Annotated in this window: 17 protein-coding genes; all 17 read left to right on the plus strand. The window is 53.3% G+C overall.

Annotated elements, in window-relative coordinates; all coding sequences use genetic code 11:
• Nucleotides 1-14 precede the first annotated feature (14 nt).
• The 17 genes from rimP to lepA all read left to right on the plus strand — a co-directional run bounded on the left by rimP (nucleotide 15) and on the right by lepA (nucleotide 19651).
• Nucleotides 15-488 carry a ribosome maturation factor RimP gene (gene rimP, locus GN107_RS04780; protein ID WP_155286632.1) on the plus strand — a complete coding sequence of 158 codons (474 nt, stop codon included), beginning with the start codon at nucleotides 15-17 and terminating at the stop codon, nucleotides 486-488.
• Nucleotides 489-514: 26 nt separating this feature from the next.
• The gene (gene nusA / locus GN107_RS04785) at nucleotides 515-1753 is read left to right on the plus strand and encodes a transcription termination factor NusA (RefSeq protein WP_155286631.1); all 1239 of its coding nucleotides are present in this window, start codon (nucleotides 515-517) and stop codon (nucleotides 1751-1753) included.
• Nucleotides 1754-1768: 15 nt separating this feature from the next.
• Complete coding sequence (gene rnpM, locus GN107_RS04790) at nucleotides 1769-2068, plus strand: RNase P modulator RnpM (protein ID WP_155286630.1); 300 nt, start codon at nucleotides 1769-1771, stop codon at nucleotides 2066-2068.
• Nucleotides 2065-2367, plus strand: a complete 303-nt coding sequence (locus GN107_RS04795; protein WP_155286629.1) for a YlxQ-related RNA-binding protein — start codon at nucleotides 2065-2067, stop codon at nucleotides 2365-2367. Before rnpM ends, GN107_RS04795 begins: the two co-directional genes overlap by 4 nt.
• Nucleotides 2368-2386: 19 nt before the next feature.
• Nucleotides 2387-5215: a translation initiation factor IF-2 gene (gene infB, locus GN107_RS04800; protein ID WP_155286628.1), complete on the plus strand. Its 2829-nt coding sequence runs from the start codon at nucleotides 2387-2389 to the stop codon at nucleotides 5213-5215.
• Nucleotides 5216-5263: 48 nt separating this feature from the next.
• The gene (gene rbfA / locus GN107_RS04805; protein WP_155286627.1) at nucleotides 5264-5641 is read left to right on the plus strand and encodes a 30S ribosome-binding factor RbfA; all 378 of its coding nucleotides are present in this window, start codon (nucleotides 5264-5266) and stop codon (nucleotides 5639-5641) included.
• A gap of 102 nt (nucleotides 5642-5743) precedes the next feature.
• Nucleotides 5744-6532: a TerC family protein gene (locus tag GN107_RS04810; RefSeq protein ID WP_230678551.1), complete on the plus strand. Its 789-nt coding sequence runs from the start codon at nucleotides 5744-5746 to the stop codon at nucleotides 6530-6532.
• A gap of 2 nt (nucleotides 6533-6534) precedes the next feature.
• Entirely contained in the window at nucleotides 6535-7458 is a 924-nt protein-coding gene (gene truB / locus GN107_RS04815; RefSeq protein WP_155286667.1) for a tRNA pseudouridine(55) synthase TruB, read from the plus strand.
• The gene (gene ribF / locus GN107_RS04820; protein WP_196246248.1) at nucleotides 7448-8392 is read left to right on the plus strand and encodes a riboflavin biosynthesis protein RibF; all 945 of its coding nucleotides are present in this window, start codon (nucleotides 7448-7450) and stop codon (nucleotides 8390-8392) included. The genes truB and ribF overlap by 11 nt, the downstream gene beginning before the upstream one ends.
• A 227-nt stretch (nucleotides 8393-8619) precedes the next feature.
• Nucleotides 8620-9657: a heat-inducible transcriptional repressor HrcA gene (gene hrcA / locus GN107_RS04825; RefSeq protein WP_155286626.1), complete on the plus strand. Its 1038-nt coding sequence runs from the start codon at nucleotides 8620-8622 to the stop codon at nucleotides 9655-9657.
• Between the two features lie 42 nt (nucleotides 9658-9699).
• Complete coding sequence (grpE, locus tag GN107_RS04830; protein ID WP_155286625.1) at nucleotides 9700-10260, plus strand: nucleotide exchange factor GrpE; 561 nt, start codon at nucleotides 9700-9702, stop codon at nucleotides 10258-10260.
• Between the two features lie 131 nt (nucleotides 10261-10391).
• Nucleotides 10392-12251 (plus strand): molecular chaperone DnaK, encoded by a 1860-nt coding sequence (gene dnaK, locus GN107_RS04835; protein WP_155286624.1) that lies wholly within the window; start codon nucleotides 10392-10394, stop codon nucleotides 12249-12251.
• A 108-nt stretch (nucleotides 12252-12359) separates the two neighbouring features.
• A complete protein-coding gene (gene dnaJ / locus GN107_RS04840) occupies nucleotides 12360-13508 on the plus strand; it encodes a molecular chaperone DnaJ (protein ID WP_155286623.1) in 1149 nt (382 codons plus the stop codon).
• A gap of 334 nt (nucleotides 13509-13842) precedes the next feature.
• A complete protein-coding gene (locus GN107_RS04845) occupies nucleotides 13843-15054 on the plus strand; it encodes a DUF2325 domain-containing protein (RefSeq protein ID WP_155286622.1) in 1212 nt (403 codons plus the stop codon).
• Between the two features lie 220 nt (nucleotides 15055-15274).
• Nucleotides 15275-16954, plus strand: a complete 1680-nt coding sequence (gene alsS, locus GN107_RS04850) for an acetolactate synthase AlsS (RefSeq protein WP_155286621.1) — start codon at nucleotides 15275-15277, stop codon at nucleotides 16952-16954.
• Nucleotides 16955-16977: 23 nt separating this feature from the next.
• Nucleotides 16978-17691 carry an acetolactate decarboxylase gene (gene budA / locus GN107_RS04855; RefSeq protein WP_155286620.1) on the plus strand — a complete coding sequence of 238 codons (714 nt, stop codon included), beginning with the start codon at nucleotides 16978-16980 and terminating at the stop codon, nucleotides 17689-17691.
• 121 nt (nucleotides 17692-17812) lie between these two features.
• Nucleotides 17813-19651 (plus strand): translation elongation factor 4, encoded by a 1839-nt coding sequence (lepA, locus tag GN107_RS04860; RefSeq protein ID WP_155286619.1) that lies wholly within the window; start codon nucleotides 17813-17815, stop codon nucleotides 19649-19651.
• Nucleotides 19652-19777 lie beyond the last annotated feature (126 nt).

The raw sequence follows: 19777 nt of genomic DNA on the forward strand, positions 1-19777 counted from the left end.
GGGAGGTACGGAAAATGAGCACGGTAATTGATACCGTTAGTGAGATTGTGCAGCCGATTCTGGCCAAACATGACTACTACTTGGCAGACGTAGAGTTTGTTAAGGAGGGTGGCAACTGGTACTTGCGCGTTTACATCGACAAGAAGGGGGGCATCACCCTCGACGATTGTGTGGTTGTGAATGACGAACTCAGCGAAGCCATGGATAACCTCGACCCCGACCCGATTCCGCAGGCGTACTACTTGGAGGTTTCAAGTCCAGGCGCCGAGCGGCCACTGAAGACGGAAGAAGATATGAAGAACTCCGTTGGGGAGTACATCCACATCTCACTCTTCCAGAAGCAGGATGGACAGAAAGTATATGAAGGCACACTCGATAAGTTGACCCCAGACAGTTTGACACTCACAATTAAGGTTAAGGGCAGACCCAAGACCCTTGAGTTTGACCGGAAAAATATTGCCAAGGCGCGTCTGGCCATCGAGTTCTAGAGTTTGCACATAAAGGAAGGGTACACATGTCTAAGGAAATGTTAGAGGCACTTGATGCCTTAGAAACAGAAAAGGGCGTTAAAAAGGACGTTGTCATTGAAGCCCTTGAAGCTGCGCTGACCAGTGCGTACAAGCGTAACTACAACCAGGCTTCCAACGTTGAGGTCACCTTCGATAAGAAGAAGGGTGACATCAAGGTTTTCGCTGTTAAGGAAGTAACCGAAGAAGTCTTCGATTCCCGCCTTGAAGTTAGCCTGAAGGACGCCTTGGCAATCAACAAGGCTTACGAGATCGGCGACGAGATCCGCTTTGAAGTCACACCAAAAGACTTCGGCCGGATTGCTGCCCAGACCGCTAAACAAGTCATCATGCAGCGGGTCCGCGAAGCTGAGCGCTCAATTGTCTACGATGAATACTCAAAGTACGAAAACGAAATTATGCAAGGTGTTGTTGAACGCCGCGACAATAAGTTCGTTTACGTGTCCTTGGGCAAAATCGAGGCTGTGCTTGGTAAGTCCGACCAGATGCCAAACGAGCGTTATGAGGCCCACGATCACGTTAAGGTTTACGTGACCAAGGTTGAAAACAACGCCAAGGGGCCCCAAGTCTTCGTTAGCCGGACAGCTCCTGGTTTGGTCAAGCGCCTGTTCGAGCAGGAAGTTCCCGAAATTTTTGATGGCACCGTTGAGATTGTGGGTATTGCCCGCGAGGCCGGCGACCGGACGAAGATTGCGGTCCGCAGCACCAACCCAGACGTTGACGCTGTCGGGACAACAGTTGGCCCCCGTGGCTCACGGGTGCAGGCCGTTGTCAGCGAACTTTCCGGCGAGAACATGGATGTTGTACAATGGGAAGAGGACGCATCTGACTACATCGCCAATGCACTTAACCCAGCGCAAGTTATCGCCGTGCAGTTTAACGATGAGGATAACGAACGCAGTGCAACCGTCATCGTGCCTGATTACCAGCTCTCACTGGCAATCGGTAAGAAGGGTCAGAACGCCCGCCTCGCAGCGAAACTCACTGGATTCAAGATTGATATCAAGCCTGAATCTGAAGTGGAGTTCGTTGACGACGAAGAGCTGACCGCTGAAGATGAAGATGTTGAGGGTACTGAAGCGGATGTGCTTGCAGCTGGCGACACAGCTGCCGAAGACGTTGCTGCCGATGATGCTGCGGAAGACACTGCTGAAGATGCAGATACGACCGATGCTGCCGCAGATGACGCAACACCTGATTCTGATACTGATTCAGACGAGAACTAGTAGGAGGTGGCCGCAATGAAGCCGCGTAAAGTTCCAATGCGAAAAGATCTCCTGACGGGTGAGATGCACCCCAAGAAGGAAATGGTTCGGATTGTGAAGTTAAAAGACGACACGCTGGAAATCGATCCTAGTGGGAAGAAGTCTGGCCGGGGTGCATACGTTGCACTGAATCCGGACGGGGTGAAGGCAGCCGCGCAGAAACACGTTCTTGAGTCTGCGTTTGGGATCAAGGTTGACGCGCAGTTTTACGACGACCTGTTCGCCTATGTCGATCACCAGAAGGCGCGCCGGGAATTATTTGGCGATAAGGCATGAGTGACAAAGAGCGACTCATGAACCTTCTTGGGTTGGCACAGCGGGCTGGCAAAACTGAGACCGGAACGGATTTTGTTCTCACGGCCATCCAGCAACAGAAGGCGCGACTTGTAATCATTGCGAGTGACGCCAGCGCTAATCTAAGTAAAAAGATCAATGATAAGGGCAACTTTTACAAGGTGCAGGTCGCTAGCCCAATAACGGGCGCCGAACTGAGCACCGCGGTCGGCCACAAACGGTCCGTAATTGCAATTATGGATCCGGGTTTTGCTAAGGCCATCGCTAAGCTGCTGCAGTGATGAAGAGGAGCGTGAACATATGGGCAAAAAACGTGTATACGAGCTTGCTAAGGAGATCGGTGTCTCAAGCAAGACCGTGATTGAAAACGCACAAAAGCGTGGGATTAACGTTAGCAACAATATGAATACTATTAATGAACAGGATGAAGCGACTATCAGAAAAGAATTGACGAAGGATACAAAGCCAGCTGTAAAGCCAGAAGTTAAGGCCGCAAGCAAGCCAGAAGTTAAGAGCGAAATTAAGAGTGAACCTAAGGCAGCTGCCAAGCCAGCAACTAAGCCTGCAGTTCACACCGACGCTAAGGCTGAAGTTAAGATCGAAAAGCCCGGCACGATTCACGCAACGCATGTGACTCCTACCGGTAAGACTAAGATCAGCAAGAACGCGATTCGTCGTCCCGGAACACAGGGTGCTAGCCGTGGGAACCATAACCACACTGCTGGTAACGAGCAGAGTCACCGCAATACGAACTCTGCTAATGGCAGCAACAATGGCCCACGCACCAACAGTCGTGGGGGTCAGAACTCTGGTAACCGCAACGGTAACCAGAATAACAATCGCGGCGGCCAGAGTTCTAACTATCGTGGCGGGAACCAGAGCAACAACCGTTACGGACAGGGTAGAAACAACACCCAGCGTCCGGCAGCAGCGCCACGGCCAAACCTTGGTCGGGTAGCAGCAGCTGCAGAGCGTTTGCGTCAGCGCCAGCAGAGCGAATTCCAGACCTCCGCAGCACCAATCGGCCGTTACGAAGAACCAAAGCCAGCCAAGAAGGTTGAAACACCAGCAGCAAAGCCAGCCGCAGCACAGCAGAGTGCTAAGCCAGCAGCAAGTGCTGCAAAGCAAGCACCTGCACGTAGCCAAGCTACAAGTCAGCCGACCACTACTAACACTGCTAGTCACAACACAAACACGAACAGCAGTCAGTCTAGCAATGGTAGCCGCTCAACCAGTTCCAACAACCGTCAGCGCAACTACCGCACTGGTCGTGAAACCCCATACAAGGGCAAGCGGAACAAGCGCGGCAAGCGTAATCGTCGTAATGAAGCACCTAAGAAGCCAATGCCACAGCGTAAGGATCGGCCATTACCAGAAACATTGGTTTACACGGTCGGCATGAACGCGCAGGATCTGGGTAAGCTTTTGCACCGTGAACCAGCTGAAATCATCAAGAAGTTGTTCATGCTCGGCGTGATGGTCAACCAGAACCAGAGTCTGGACAAGGACACAATCGAACTGGTTGCTACCGATTACGGCATTGACGCACAAGAAAAGGTCGAGGAAGATATCACCGACCTGGACAAGGTGTTCAAGGCTGAAAACGAGAGCACCGAGAACCTCAAGGCCCGCGCCCCAGTGGTTACCATCATGGGTCACGTTGACCATGGTAAGACGACCCTGCTTGACAAGCTGCGCCACACACACGTTACCGAAGGCGAAGCCGGTGGGATCACCCAGCATATTGGTGCTTACCAAGTGCGCTTGAACGACCGTCTCATCACCTTCCTGGACACCCCGGGGCACGCTGCCTTCACCAACATGCGTGCGCGTGGTGCTGACATCACCGATATTGTCGTGCTGGTTGTTGCTGCTGATGATGGGGTAATGCCACAAACCATCGAAGCGATTAACCATGCGCGTGCTGCTAACGCCCCAATTATCGTTGCGGTCAACAAGATCGATAAGCCGGGTGCTAATCCAGAACATGTTATCGAACAGCTCGCCAAGTACGACCTGATTCCTGAAGACTGGGGTGGCGACACCATCTTCGTTGAAATCTCTGCGAAGTTTGGCAAGAACATCGACCAGTTGCTCGAAATGATTCTGCTTGAAGCGGACATGCTTGAACTTAAGGCTAACCCTAAACAGAAGGCTGTCGGTACTGTTATCGAAGCCCGTCTGGACAAGGGTAAAGGTCCAGTTGCGACCGTCCTCGTTCAGCAAGGGACTTTGCACATCGGGGATCCTGTCGTTGTCGGGAACACCTTTGGCCGCATTCGGAATATGACCAACGACCGTGGCCGCCGCGTCAAGGAAGCTGGGCCAAGCATGCCAGTTGAAATTACTGGGATGTCTGATGTGCCGCAGTCCGCTGACCACCTGGTTGTCTTCGAAGATGAGAAGACTGCTCGGGCTGCCGGTGAAGAACGTGCAAAGCGCGCTCAGGACAAGAACCGTGAAGCTAAGAACACCGTAACCCTTGATAACCTCTTCGAATCAATGAAGGAAGGGCAACTCAAGGAAGTTGACGTCATCATCAAGGGTGATGTTCAGGGTTCTGTTGAAGCAATCGACAACTCCCTGCGCAAAATTCAGGTTGAGGGTGTCCGGGTCAACATCATTCACAAGGCCGTTGGTGCCATCACGGAATCTGATGTTACCCTGGCCAGCGCTTCTAACGCGATCATCATCGGCTTCAACGTGCGGCCAACCGCACAGGCACGGGCTCAGGCTGATTCCGATAACGTTGATATTCGTCTGCACAGTGTCATTTACAAGGCAATCGACGAAATTGAAGCTGCCATGAAGGGTATGCTCGAACCTGTCTACGAAGAAAAGACGACTGGTTCCCTGACGGTTCGTGAGACCATCAAGGTTTCTAAGGTCGGTACGATTGCCGGCTGTATCGTTGATTCTGGTTACATTACCCGCGATGCCGGCGTCCGCGTGATTCGCGACGGGATCGTTGTTCACGAAGGCAAGCTTGGTTCACTACGTCGCTTCAAGGACGATGTGAAGGAAGTTAAGTCCGGCTTCGAATGTGGTCTCTCAATTGAGAGCTACAACGACATCAAGGTTGATGATCAGATTGAAGCTTACACGATGGAAGAAGTGCCCGTTAAGTAAAGTGCTTTTCCGGTGCGTTTGTACCAGATTGGCAAGTAAGGAGCGACTATGAAGCATCGTATTGGACGAGTTGAAACACAGATTCAGCGCGAAGTTGACGACATCCTCCTCAAGCTGGTTAATGACCACCGTGTTAACGGTGTGACCATTACCGGGGTTGAGCTTACTGGGGACCTGCAGCAGGCGACAGTCTACTACAGCACCCTGCAGGACGACGAGAAGACCAAGGCGCAGGCTCAAGAAGGTTTGGATAAGGCTACTGGTCTTATCCGCCGGGAAGTTGGCAAACGCATCCGTTTGTTCAAGGTGCCAACCATGACTTTTGCCCGGGATGAATCTGTTGAGTACGGGGCCAAAATCGACCGACTGATTGCTGAGGCCCGGAAGATTGACGATATGACACCGAAAAATGATTCAGAAGACTAGGTTGAACTAGTTTTAATAACCGTCAAAATGGGACGTCTGGTGCAAGCCGGCGTCCCATTTTGTTGTGGCAAAGAGTAGAATGTTACTAAGTAGTTTTAATTATTGCGCAAAGATAGGGGGTGGATTGCCATCGACACCATCATCAAATTATACAAACCGTTCTTCGAAGCAACAGATTGGCACGCCGCCCTTTTTACAGGTAGTGGCTTGCTGACGATTGCGATGCTAGCAGTCATGGAGTGCTTGCTTTCCGTTGATAATGCCGTTGTTCTGGCCACCCAGACGCGGTCGCTGGAAGACCCAGTCAAGGAACGCCACGCGCTGGTTTACGGCCTGTGGGGGGCATACTTGTTCCGCTTCATCGCCATTGGCCTGGGAACCTACCTAATGAAGTTCTGGGGCATCAAGGCCCTCGGTGCGGGTTACCTGCTGTACATGTCCCTGCACTTCTTCTATGAACAGCACAAGCCAAAGCCAACCGACACTGACACCGTTGTGCCTAAGAAAAAACGGTCGTTCTGGGGCACGGTGGCGACGATTGAACTGCTGGACATTGTTTTCTCAATTGACTCGATTTTGACGGCGCTGGCCATCGATAACAATCCGGTCATCGTGCTGCTGGGTGGGTGTATCGGCATCCTCGCAATGCGGCTGGTCGCGCAGGTGATGATCACCTTGTTGGCCCGAATTCCGGAGCTGCTCTACATGGCTTACGTGCTGATTGCGGTGATTGCAATCAAGCTGGCACTGAGCCTGCCGATGATCAATATCGAAATTCCAAACGTTGCCTTTAGCCTCTTCGTTTTTGGCGCGTTCGGCGTGACAATGTTCTGGCATTACCGCAAGGAGCAGCAAAACGGCATCAAGCACACGCACAAGGAGAATAAATAGTGATTGACGGATTTATTGCCATTAACAAGGCGCCGGGGATGGGATCCACCGACGTCGTCTATAAAGTACGCAAAATCGTGCACATGAAGCGCGTCGGCCATTCCGGCACCCTGGATCCGGCCGTGAACGGCGTGCTGCCGATCGCACTCGGCTCCGCAACCAAGGCCATCAGTCGCCTGCAAGACAGCGGCAAAATTTACACCGGCAGCATCACTTTTGGCTTCGCGACGACTACCGAAGACATGGAAGGAGAGGTCGTTGAACGCACACCGCTGACCGTGCCGATTCCGGACGAGCGCATCGACGCCGCCATGCAGAGCTTTATCGGTGATATCATCCAAATCCCACCGATGTACTCCGCGGTGAAGGTCAATGGCCGGCGTTTGTACGATTATGCACGTGCCGGCGAGACGGTCGAACGGCCCCAGCGCCACGCAAGTATTTATGATTTTCGGCGCACCAGTGCCACCCGCTTTGACGCCGATCAGGGAACGCAAACTTTTGAATTCAGCGCCCACGTTGGTAAGGGGACTTATATCCGCACGCTGGCCGTTGACCTCGGTAAACGGCTGGACCTTGCTGCTACAATGACGCAGCTGACCCGGACCGAAAGCGGCGGCTTTGTGCTGGAAGAATCCGTCACGCTGGAGCAACTCGCCGCCGCCGCGGAAGCAGACCAGTTACTGACGTTAGTGCGGCCTGTGCAGCATGCTTACGCTGGCTTGACCAGCTACGCACTCGCAGACTGGCAGTGGGAATCCGTGCAGCACGGGAACTTTTTGAAGTTGCCGTCCACGGATGATGAGTTGATTTTGACCTACCAGGGCATCATGAAGGCCCTGTATAAGCTTGATGCAGACGGTTCCTACCACCCGGAGACCATGTACCTGAGCAATTCGTTTGGAGGCGACAACAGTGCAAACTAGAGACATCATGCCGCCACTGACAGCAGCGGACCGGCCAGCTGAGCCGGTCGTGCTGGTGCTGGGCTTTTTTGACGGTGTGCATCGTGGGCACCAGCACGTCATTGCAGCCGGGAGAGCCGAAGCCAAGCGGCGCGGTTTGCGGCTGGCACTCATGACCTTCGACAAACACCCGGCCATTGTGTATGGTGGTGCGGACGAGGCTAGTTTCACCTACCTATCGCCGCGGAAACGAAAAGCACAGCTCATGGAACAATGCGGTGTTGATGATTACTACATTGTGCACTTCACGCCGGAGTTCGCGCACCTGCAACCACAAGCATTTGTGGACCAGTACCTAGTCGGGCTGAATGCCGCCGTGGTGGTTGCTGGGTTCGACTACACGTATGGCAAGCGTGATGTTGCCAACATGGCCTTGCTCCCAGGTTACGCGCAGGGTCGGTTTGAGGTTGTTGAGGTGCCAGAGCTTGATGATGGGGGCAGTAAGGTCAGTTCCACCCGCATTCGCCAGGCTCTAGCCAGTGCCGACGTGGACGCAGCCAACCAGTTGCTCGGTTACCATTATCAGACCACTGGGATTGTTATCCACGGTGAGGCGCGGGGGCGGACACTAGGTTACCCCACGGCTAATATCCAAAGTGGAGTTCAGGAGGAGATTCCGGGGATCGGTATTTACACGGTCCGGATGTTCGTTAACGGTAAGTGGCAGCCGGGGATGGCCTCGGTCGGGCGCAACGTCACTTTTGGTGCTGGTCGCAACGTGACCTTGGAAATTAACCTCTTTGATTTTACCGGTGACATTTACGGTGCCGCCGTGCAAGTCGAGTGGCTGCATTACCTGCGTGGTGAAGTCAAGTTTACAGGTGCAGAGGGTCTCATTAAGCAGCTGGCCCAAGACGAGATTAACAGTAAGGCGTATTTGGCAAAATTAAATTAGCAGGTAGATTTGGCGTCCCGTTGACGGTTAGGTAGCGGGACGCTATTTTGTTACCGATTAGCAGTGACTGCTAATTGAGTTTTCGGCTCAATCCCTAGGTCTAGAGACTGATTTACAAAGATTTTTGTGGAAAATTAGCACCGGGACATTGACATTGCTAATTGTGGGGCGTAATATAATGGTCGTTAGCACTTAGGAAATATGAGTGCTAAAAGGAGGTGGCAAACATGCTGACGAAGCGCGAATTAACGGTACTCAACGAGATCATTAAGCTTTACACGGAAAACGGGCAGCCCGTTGGTAGCAAGAAGCTGCTGAGCACCCTTCCGATGCATGTTAGTTCCGCCACGATTAGAAACGATATGGCGGCACTCGAAAACGAGGGCCTCATTCGGAAGACGCACAGTAGTTCCGGCCGCGTGCCCAGCGCCCGGGGATACCGCTTCTACCTCGACCACATGTTGACGCCGGCTTCGGTGCCAGCTAATGACATTCAGGAGATTCGGAATTCCTTTGGTGGTGAGTTCAACCGGATAGATGATATCGTCGAGCAATCGGCCCGCATTTTGTCACAACTCACGTCCTACACCGCAATCACACTCGGTCCCGAAGTTTCGGCCTTGAAGTTGGAAGGCTTCCGGCTGGTTTCACTTGGCGGGCGCCGCGTGATGGCGATTCTGGTGTCGAGTGATGGCAGTGTGCAGAACAAAGCGTTCACCCTGCCGGAGGGAATCAAGTCTGAGGATGTTGAGGCTGCGATTCGGATCGTTAACGACAAGCTGGTTGGCTTGCCACTGACCGATGTGGCCCAGAAGTTGCAGACAGACGTTCCGGCAATGCTCATGCAGCATCTGTCGACACCAGACGGGTTCCTCGATGTGTTTGGCGGCGTCCTGAAGCAGGCGGTCACCGAGCGTTTCTACGTCGGCGGACGGTTAAACTTGATGGATTACTTCGAACCGAATGACGTGAGCGAGTTGAAACGAGTGCTCGGCATCATGGACCAGAGCGATGCCATCAACCGCTTGATTGCGACTGACAATGATTCACCGATCTCGGTACGTTTAGGACCGGAGATGTCGGATGAATCACTCAAGCGCCTGTCCATCATCACCGCACACTATTCCGTCGGCGAACACGGCCGCGGAACGATTGCGATTCTGGGACCAACATCGATGCCTTACTCCAAAATGATTGGGTTGCTCGATGCGTTCCGGGGTGAACTCGCTAAGCGTTTAACCAATTACTACAACGATTTGCATTGATGAACCGTTAAATTAATAACTGAAATAGAAGGGAGCCAGAGGATGAGCAAGCAGGAAGACAAGCAGTCCCAGGCAACTGGGGAGGATATCAAGAAAGAAGTTCTTGAGAATTCCGCGAAGGATTTGGAGCATTTGAGCCAGGAAGTTGGCGGCGAGAATGCCAGCGAACTCAAGCAGCAGCGCGACAATTTTGAAGATAAATACTTGCGTGCTGCCGCTGAGATTCAGAACATGAACGCACACTTCAAGAAGGAGCGTGCGGACCTGCTTCACTATGACGGGCAGAAGGTCATCACCGACATCCTACCGGTTCTGGATAATCTGGAGCGTGCGCTGCAGGCCGAAGTCACTGACGATGGCGCGCAGCAGTTGAAGAAGGGCGTGGAGATGGTTTATGAGCATCTGCGCAAAACCCTGCAGGATGCGAACGTTACCGAGATCAAGAGTCTTGGCGTGAAGTTCGATCCGACCGTGCACCAAGCTGTCCAAACGGTTCCCGCTGATAAAGATCACCCAAAGGATACCGTAGTTAAGGTTCTGCAGCGTGGTTACAAGCTGCATGAACGGGTATTACGGCCCGCGATGGTTGTTGTCAGCAATTAGCCCCGCATAAGCGGCTACTTCTCAGTCAAGGCTGAGACACTAACTTAGTGTTTGAGCCTTGACCGAGAAGGTAACTGAGCTTTTGTCCCGGGCACATTAAATCAATAAAAAATTGAAACGAGGTTTGTAAAATGTCAAAAGTTATTGGTATTGACTTAGGTACGACTAACAGTGCCGTTGCCGTACTTGAAGGTGGCGAGCCAAAAATCATCACCAACCCAGAAGGTAACCGCACGACTCCATCTGTAGTTGCGTTCAAGGATGGCGAGATTCAGGTTGGGGAAGTTGCAAAGCGTCAGGCAATCACCAACCCAGATACTATCAGCTCCATCAAGCGCCACATGGGTGAAGCGGGTTACACCGTTAAAGTTGGCGACAAGAACTACACTCCTCAGGAAATTTCCGCGATGATCCTGCAGTACATCAAGAAGTTTGCTGAAGATTACCTTGGCGAAAAGGTTACGGATGCGGTTGTTACCGTACCTGCATACTTCAACGACAGCCAGCGTCAGGCGACTAAGGACGCTGGTAAGATTGCCGGCTTGACCGTTAAGCGGATCGTTAACGAACCAACCGCTTCCGCACTGGCATACGGGCTCGACAAGTCTGATAAGGATGAAAAAGTCCTCGTTTATGACCTTGGTGGTGGTACTTTTGATGTTTCCATCCTGCAGCTTGGTGATGGTGTCTTCGAAGTTCTCTCCACGAACGGTGATACGCACCTTGGTGGTGATGACTTCGACAAGAAGATCATGGACTGGCTTATCAAGAACTTTAAGGACGAAAACGGCGTTGACTTGTCTCAGGACAAGATGGCACTCCAGCGGTTGAAGGATGCGGCTGAAAAGGCTAAGAAGGACCTGTCTGGTGTATCTTCCACCCAGATTTCCCTGCCATTCATCTCCGCTGGTGCTAACGGCCCACTCCACTTGGAGCAGACATTGACCAGAGCTAAGTTCGATGAACTGACCCAGGACCTCGTTGACCGTACCCGGATTCCAGTTCAGAACGCTCTGAAGGATGCTGGCCTCTCAACTGGTGAAGTTGACAAGGTTATCCTCAACGGTGGTTCTACCCGGATTCCAGCCGTTCAGGAAGCTGTTAAGAGCTGGACTGGCAAAGACCCAGACCACTCCATCAACCCTGATGAAGCCGTTGCTTTGGGTGCTGCTATCCAGGGTGGTGTTATCACTGGTGATGTTAAGGACGTTGTTCTGCTTGACGTTACCCCACTTTCCCTTGGGATTGAAACCATGGGTGGTGTGTTCACCAAGCTGATCGACCGGAACACAACAATTCCAACCAGCAAGTCCCAAGTCTTCAGTACCGCTGCTGACAACCAGCCAGCCGTTGACATCCATGTTCTGCAAGGTGAACGTCCAATGGCCGCTGACAACAAGACGCTTGGTCGCTTCCAGCTGACTGACATTCCTGCTGCTCCTCGTGGTGTACCTCAGATCGAAGTTAAGTTCGACATCGACAAGAACGGGATCGTTCAGGTTTCCGCTAAGGATATGGGGACTGGCAAGTCACAGAACATCACGATCAAGAGTTCATCAGGCCTGTCCGATGAAGAAATCGACCGGATGGTTAAGGAAGCTAAGGAAAATGAAGATGCCGACAAGAAGCGCAAGGAAGAAGTTGACCTGCGTAACGATGTTGACCAGCTGATTTTCCAGACTGACAAGACGTTGAAGGATCTTAAGGGCAAGGTTTCCGATGAAGAAATCAAGAAGGCTCAAGATGCTGAAGAAGAGCTGAAGAAGGCTCAACAGGATAACGACCTCGAGGCTATGAAGACTAAGCGGGATGCTTTGTCCAAGATCGTTCAGGACCTGACCGTAAAGCTTTACGAGCAGGCTCAGAAGGATCAGGCTGCTAAGGGCGACAATGCGCAGTCAGGTGCTGCCGACGCTAAGAGTGATAACAAGGGCTCTGACGACGACACGATTAACGGCGATTACAAAGACGTTAACGACGACAAGAAGTAAGCGCACATGACGACGAAGGGCCAAAGTTCGCGCTGCGGACTTTGGCTTTTTGTTAGTGCTGTGCTATTCTGAGAATGCATTGGCGACAATTGTTTAAGGAGGCCAACGATGGCGGAAAACAAAGACTACTACGCGGTTCTCGGTGTATCCCGGGATGCTAGCGATGACGAGATAAAGAAGGCATTCCGTAAGCTATCGAAGAAGTACCACCCGGACATTAACCATGACCCCGGGGCCGAAGATAAGTTTAAGGAAATTAACGAGGCTTATCAGGTACTCTCAGATAAACAAAAGCGGGCTGCGTTCGACCAATATGGTAGTGCTGACGGTCCGCAGGGCGGTGGCTTCGGCGGTAGCGGCTTCGGCGGCGCCGGTGGCTTTAGCGACTTCGGTGGCGGCGGTTTTGACGACATCTTCAGTTCCTTCTTCGGTGGTGGCGCAACGGCGTCCCAAGGCCGGACGCAGCCGCGTGCTGGTGCCGACTTGCAGTACCGGATGGACCTGAAGTTCGAAGAAGCTGTTTTCGGTAAGAAGAGCACCATTTCTTACAACCGGCAGGGTCGGTGTCACGTCTGCAAGGGTACAGGAGCCAAAGATGGCGCCCAGCCCCAAACCTGCAGCAAGTGTCGCGGGCGCGGGTTCGTAACGGTTCAGCGCAACACTCCACTCGGTGTAATGCAGACCCGGGAGACCTGTGATGTCTGTGGCGGGACTGGTAAGGAAATCAAGGACAAGTGTGAGAACTGCCACGGCACTGGTGTTGAACAAGAACGCCACGAGATCGAAGTGACAGTCCCAGCTGGGATTCTTGACGGCCAGCAGATGCGGCTCGACAACGCTGGGGAAGCCGGTAAGAACGGCGCACCATTTGGCGACTTGTACATCGTCTTCCGCGTTGAACCAAGCAAGAAGTACGAGCGTGATGGCGCAGATATCTTGATGACGATGGATGTGTCCTTCGCTCAGGCAGCTCTGGGTGACGAGGTAAAGGCTGATACCGTTCACGGGCCAGTCAAGTTGAAGATTCCAGCTGGCACGCAGGCGGGTACGAAGATTCGTCTCCGCGGCAAGGGTGCACCACGCCTGCAAGGTAGCGGAACTGGTGACGAGATCGTCACAGTCAAAATCACCACACCAAAGCACCTGAATGCTAAGCAGCGTGAGGCTCTGATGCAGTTTGCAGCTGCATCCGGCAAGTCGGTCAAGCCAAATGAGAGTAATCTGTTTGATAAGGTCAGGGAAGCGTTTAAGAAATAGGATGCGCAGGCCCGCGGGTAGAAGCTGAGCATTAACGTACTTCAAGGCAAATGCCGGGTTTTGGCATTGGTCTTGAAGTGTGTTAAGCGCAAGCTTCTGCGGGCTGGAGCTCAACTGCGGGTAAGCAAGAACATCTATGTCGTGAGTATTGTAAACTAGTAACTCGATATAGATTCGCCCTAGACGTTTATCTGAGCGCTCGTCCCATTTTGCTTCAACCTAATCAAACCTCACTCACAAGAAGCATCCCCATTGCTCCGCTTGGATAGGCGAGTGGGGATGCTTTTTTGTTGAAGATTGTCCGTCTGAGAACGAACGAAGGAGCATAACACATATGCAATTAATTGATCAATACCGCCAAGATGTGCAGCAGTTGCTGAACATGGCGGACAAAAATAATTTGGCCGTCGTCATGAAGGCAGTTGAGCTAAGCAGTCACTATGCGGCCATGGCTCTCGACCAGGCTGGCAGTGCCAGCGCGGACACGAACTTGGACATGACGGCCGCGCAGAAACTACTTGCAGCTAAGGGTAACAGTGTCCAGTCAGCAACGGCCACATACACGACCATCATGCCGGCAGCGGAGACTAGCGACGAGGATGCCAAAAAGGTGCCAGCGAGCGACAACGACCTCTTCAAGGTGGAACGGAAGCTGATTGGGGCCATCGTTGGCAACCGTTTCTTTACCGAAGCGGCCGTGCGCCAGCTCGACTTAGCCGATGGGGACACGGTCAGGATTCGCGATAGTTACGATCACGACGGCCCTGAAGTCACGATTGTTGAACGCAACCGCTCGACCCAAGAGCCCCGCATCAAGACAGTCAACGGGGCGGTCATCAGTCGCGACGACACTTTGCCGGCAGATTACCAGTACGTTGCCAGCAAGAACATTACCGGTGACACCTTGCTGGAAACCAAGGACGGCTTACCATTCACATTCTTGATCAAGCCGACCGATGTGGCCCGGCTCGGGCTGCGTAGTGGCGACATCGTGGACCTCAGTTGGTACAATACTGACGGTCCGGAAGTCGCGACCGTTACTTGGGTCTACAAGGACAAGAAGGGCATCAAGCCGCTCAAGCAGCACGTGGCCAAGCCGAAGAAGAAGGCGGCAGCTGTGGTCGCCGTAAGCTCTGCGACTGATTCCGCTGCTCCTAAGACTACGTTGGCTAAGCAGTACACACCGCAGCTCAAGTTCGACTTGGACGGTAAAAACGTGTTGTTTATCGGTAATGTCAAGAGCAAGCCCCAGCTAGAGCTCGTTGTGGCGGCTCACTTCGGCGGCAGCGTCGCGGCAACCGATAGTCAAAAAGGTACCCAGCTGAAGCACAAGCTGGGCCGTGCGGACGTCGCCGTTTTGATTACGGATGAGGTGCACCACATCACCACCAACACCAGTGTCAAAATTGCGAAGAAACTCGGCGTGCCATACGCCGTGGCGAACTCCGATGCGCCACTGTTGATTGAACAGGCGTTGTACCGCGCAATTGCGGGGATGCCCGCCTACGAACCGAGTCAGGGTTCCTTCGATTATCCAGAAGTTTAATTTGTGCAGTGAACTGGTCCTCAACTATTGGTTGGGGGCTTTTTTGTTAGCTGTTCCCGTACATACCAGTACAGTAGCATTGATAGAATGGTACAGTATATGCCTTTAATAGCACACTTTTTATTTAGGACACCGTTTCCAAAGGAACACTGCTATGCTATGATGTAAACAACAATCAATTACTAATTAAATGTTAGCAACTAAAAAAGAGGTAGACATCATGGCAGATAAAGATATGCAGAAGTACGGTGCAGATTTGGTCGTCGACAGTTTGGCGAACCACGGCGTTGATTACGTCTTCGGTCTTCCCGGGGCCAAAATTGACCGGGTCTTTGAAAAGCTGGAACACAGTGACAACCCCAACGTGCCCAAGCTGATCGTGACCCGGCACGAACAAAATGCCGCGTTCATGGCCGCTGGCGTTGGCCGGATCACCGGTAAACCCGGCGTCGTCCTGACCACTTCTGGGCCTGGTGCCTCCAACCTGGCGACTGGGCTCGTTACTGCACAGGCTGAAGGGGACCCCGTTTTGGCCATTTCTGGCCAGGTACAGCGGAAGGACCTTTTGCGGCAGACGCACCAGAGCATGCGCAACGCGGCCTTGTTTGAACCGATCACCAAGTACTCGGCTGAAGTGCAAGATCCCGATAATATCTCCGAAATCATTGCTAATGCCTACCAAGCTGCCGCTTCCGGCAAGCAGGGCGCCAGTTTTGTTTCGATTCCCCAAGACGTGACCGACAGTCAGATCAGCACCAAGCCGATCCGGCCGCTGACCGCCCCGAAGCTGGGCCCTGCTAGTCCGCAGGATATGACCGCGCTCGCTCGGGCCATCAAGGACGCCGAATTGCCAGTCTTGCTGCTGGGGATGCGCGCATCTTCACCGGAAGTGACCGCCACGATTCGCGACCTACTAAAGGTCAGCGAGCTGCCCGTTGTTGAAACCTTCCAGGGTGCCGGCATTATCTCCCACGAACAGGTGAAGAACTTCTTCGGCCGGGTGGGTCTGTTCCACAACCAGCCTGGTGACGTATTGCTCAAGCAGTCAGACCTAGTTATCACCATTGGCTACGACCCCATCGAATACGAGCCCCGCAACTGGAACGCGGACGGCGATGCCCGCATCATCGTGATCGACAACGAACCAGCGGAAATTGATCACAACTTCCAGCCGGAGACCGAGCTGATCGGTGACATTGGCCAGACACTTGAGATCATCGACCCACTACTCCGCGGTTATCACGTTGCCCCTGGTGCCAAGCACTTCCTGGACCACCTGCAAAATGAATTGCAAACCCGCGATGTACCGCCAGTTAGCACCAGGCCCGACCTCGTGCACCCGCTGGCGATCATCCGCGAGCTGCAGGCCCAGGTCGATGACACGATGACGGTAGCCGTTGACGTCGGCAGTTTCTACATCTGGATGGCGCGCCACTTCCGCAGTTACCAGCCCCGGCACCTCTTGTTCAGTAACGGGATGCAGACGCTTGGGGTGGCCTTGCCATGGGCGATTGCGGCAACGCTAGTCCGGCCTGGTACCAAGGCGGTTTCAGTTTCTGGTGACGGGGGCTTCCTCTTCTCCGGGCAGGAACTGGAGACGGCGGTGCGCCTGCACAGTAACCTCGTCCACATCATCTGGAATGACGGCCACTACGACATGGTCAAGTTCCAGGAGGAAAAGAAGTACGGTGCGTCCGCCGGGGTTGATTTTGGCCCCGTTGACTTCGTTAAGTATGCCGAAAGTTTCGGTGCACGTGGACTGCGCGTCAAGCAGGCCGCAGATCTGCACGATGTTTTGACCAAAGCCTTTAACACTGACGGCCCCGTTGTCGTTGATATCCCCGTTGACTACAGTGATAACCTGAAGCTAGCGGCAGACTTGCTGCCAGACCAGTTCTAAGATCGCACTAGGGGGAATTCGCAATGGCAAAAGACACACACAGTTTGTATCAACACGGCACGCTCGCACTGCTGGTCCCGGGGCTCTATGATGGCACCCAGACGGTGGGCGAACTGCTCCAGCACGGTGACACCGGGATCGGTACTTTGAGCGGGCTGGACGGCGAACTCATCATTGACCAAGGGCGCGTTTACCAGGTCAATTCGGCGGGGGCGGTGCGGCAGGTCAGCGCTGATGAAAAGGTTCCCTTTGCCAACGTGCACTACGCAGACTTTCAAGCGGCTGGTTCAATCAGCGGTACCGACTATGCGGAGACGCAAGCGGCTTTACTGCAGGCGCTCGGCAGCCGGAATCTCTTCGTTGCCATCCGCCTGCAGGGCACTTTCACCGCAGTGCGCACCCGTGCCATCACCAAGCAGCAGCCGCCATATGCGGGGCTAGCCGCAATGGCCGCGCGCCAGCACGAGTTCACACGGGACACTGTTAGCGGCACCGTGATTGGTTACTACTCGCCGCAGGTCTACGCGGGAGCTGTATCACCGGGCTTCCACTTGCACTTCCTAAGTGCGGAACATGACTTTGGCGGGCACATCTTGGATCTAACCGTGCAAAATGCCCAGTTGGCGTTACAAAAGTTCACCGATTTCCAGCTGCACCTGCCAACGGAAAGCACCGCATTCTTGACGCAAGATTTCGGTGGTGACATCCTGGGTGATATCCAGAAAGCTGAAAACTAATTAAGATGGTTGTTTTGGGGTCCCGGTCGCGGTTGCGGCGGGGGCCTTTGTTTGTACATTGGACTGCGGATTCTGCTATACTTACTAACAGGACTATATACGGAAAGCAGGAACCTATTTAATGAATTTTGATGAAATGCGTGAACGGCAGCGGCACATTCGTAACTTCTCCATCATTGCCCACATCGACCACGGTAAGAGTACCTTGGCCGACCGGATTTTGGAGATGACCGACACAATTGCCAAACGCGACATGCAGGCGCAGGTGCTGGACGATATGCCCCTGGAGCGTGAGCGAGGCATTACGATCAAGTTGAACGCTGTTGAGCTGCATTATCACGCTAAAGATGGCCAGACTTACATTTTCCACCTGATCGACACTCCAGGACACGTGGACTTCAGTTATGAAGTTAGCCGCTCGCTGGCTGCTTGTGAGGGTGCACTGCTGGTTGTTGATGCCGCGCAGGGAGTCGAGGCGCAGACTTTGGCCAATGTTTACCTCGCGGCCGATGATGACCTGGAGATTATTCCCGTAATTAACAAAATTGACCTGCCGAGCGCCCAGCCGGACGTCGTTAAGAACGAAATCAGCGAGATGATCGGGATCGATGGGGACGACTCCATCTTGGCTAGTGCCAAGGCCGGCATCGGGATCGAGGAGATCCTTGAGCGGGTCGTTTCCGATGTGCCCGCACCAGCGGGGGATGTTGAAGCACCACTTAAGGCCCTGATTTTTGATTCAGTTTATGATTCCTATCGCGGCGTTGTGCTCGACGTGCGGGTCGAAGAAGGCTACGTCAAGGTTGGCGACAAAATCAAACTGATGAGTAATGGCAAGCAGTTTGAAGTCACCGAAGTTGGGGTCATGTCTCCCCACGCCGTTAAGCGCGACTACCTGATGGCCGGGGATGTTGGTTACATCACCGCTTCTATCAAGACCATTCAGGATACCCACGTCGGGGACACGGTCACGAACGCCGACCGGCCAACCGAGAAGGCCCTCGAAGGCTACCGGGCGATTCAGCCAATGGTCTACGCTGGGGTCTTCCCAACCGACAACGCCAAGTTCAACGACCTGCGAGAAGCACTGGAAAAGTTGCAGCTGAATGATGCCGCACTGGAATTCGAACCTGAAACCAGTAAGGCCCTTGGTTTTGGTTTCCGCTGTGGTTTCCTTGGCCTTTTGCACATGGACGTTGTGCAGGAACGGCTCGAGCGCGAGTTCAACCTGGATCTGATCATGACTGCCCCATCAGTTGACTACCACGTTGTGAAAACGGATGGCGAGGAAGTCACCGTTGAAAACCCAGCCGAAATGCCTGATGGTAGCGAGATTCGTGAAATCAAGGAACCTTACGTCAAGGCCAGCGTGATGGTGCCCAACGATTACGTTGGCCCCGTCATGGAGCTGTGCCAGCGTAAACGCGGTGAGTTCGTAACAATGGACTACCTGGACAAGTACCGGGTCAACGTCATTTACAACATGCCGCTGTCCGAAATCATCTATGACTTCTTCGACGACCTGAAGAGCAGCACTAAGGGCTATGCAAGTCTGGACTACGACATCACCGGCTACCGGGCCAGCGACCTGGTCAAAATGGACATCTTGCTCAACGGGGAACCCGTCGATGCTTTGTCATCCATCGTGCACCGTGATTTTGCCTTCAACCGCGGTAAGACCATCACCGCCAAGCTGAAGGAAACCATTCCCCGGCAGCAGTTCGAAATCCCGATTCAGGCTACGATTGGCAACAAAATCATCGCGCGGACGACCGTGCGGGCCTACCGCAAGGACGTTACCGCCCGCATTCACACCGGGGATCCGGACCGGCGAGCCAAGTTGCTCGAGAAGCAGAAGCGGGGGAAGAAGCGCATGAAATCGGTTGGTAGTGTGCAGATTCCGCAAGAAGCGTTTATGTCGCTGCTTGAAGTCAACGAGAAGGATGTGCGCGGGAAGTAAGATGTGGATTTGACTAACATAAAAACTTGAGTAAATTGCGCTGCTTGGTAATTTGCTAATAGTAAGAGCTCTCGCTTTCGCGGGGGCTCTTTTTGTAGCACGGCTAAGGTAACGAAGCTGGTGCAG

The sequence above is a fragment of the Lacticaseibacillus zhaodongensis genome, from assembly GCF_009687905.1.
Lineage (GTDB): Bacteria > Bacillota > Bacilli > Lactobacillales > Lactobacillaceae > Lacticaseibacillus > Lacticaseibacillus zhaodongensis.

Bases quoted from the DNA above. Each gene is read 5' to 3' on its own strand.
- rimP (WP_155286632.1), top strand. From the start codon at position 15: ATGAGCACGGTAATTGATACCGTTAGTGAGATTGTGCAGCCGATTCTG.
- nusA (WP_155286631.1), top strand. From the start codon at position 515: ATGTCTAAGGAAATGTTAGAGGCACTTGATGCCTTAGAAACAGAAAAG.
- rnpM (WP_155286630.1), top strand. From the start codon at position 1,769: ATGAAGCCGCGTAAAGTTCCAATGCGAAAAGATCTCCTGACGGGTGAG.
- GN107_RS04795 (WP_155286629.1), top strand. From the start codon at position 2,065: ATGAGTGACAAAGAGCGACTCATGAACCTTCTTGGGTTGGCACAGCGG.
- infB (WP_155286628.1), top strand. From the start codon at position 2,387: ATGGGCAAAAAACGTGTATACGAGCTTGCTAAGGAGATCGGTGTCTCA.
- rbfA (WP_155286627.1), top strand. From the start codon at position 5,264: ATGAAGCATCGTATTGGACGAGTTGAAACACAGATTCAGCGCGAAGTT.
- hrcA (WP_155286626.1), top strand. From the start codon at position 8,620: ATGCTGACGAAGCGCGAATTAACGGTACTCAACGAGATCATTAAGCTT.
- grpE (WP_155286625.1), top strand. From the start codon at position 9,700: ATGAGCAAGCAGGAAGACAAGCAGTCCCAGGCAACTGGGGAGGATATC.
- dnaK (WP_155286624.1), top strand. From the start codon at position 10,392: ATGTCAAAAGTTATTGGTATTGACTTAGGTACGACTAACAGTGCCGTT.
- dnaJ (WP_155286623.1), top strand. From the start codon at position 12,360: ATGGCGGAAAACAAAGACTACTACGCGGTTCTCGGTGTATCCCGGGAT.
- GN107_RS04845 (WP_155286622.1), top strand. From the start codon at position 13,843: ATGCAATTAATTGATCAATACCGCCAAGATGTGCAGCAGTTGCTGAAC.
- alsS (WP_155286621.1), top strand. From the start codon at position 15,275: ATGGCAGATAAAGATATGCAGAAGTACGGTGCAGATTTGGTCGTCGAC.
- budA (WP_155286620.1), top strand. From the start codon at position 16,978: ATGGCAAAAGACACACACAGTTTGTATCAACACGGCACGCTCGCACTG.
- lepA (WP_155286619.1), top strand. From the start codon at position 17,813: ATGAATTTTGATGAAATGCGTGAACGGCAGCGGCACATTCGTAACTTC.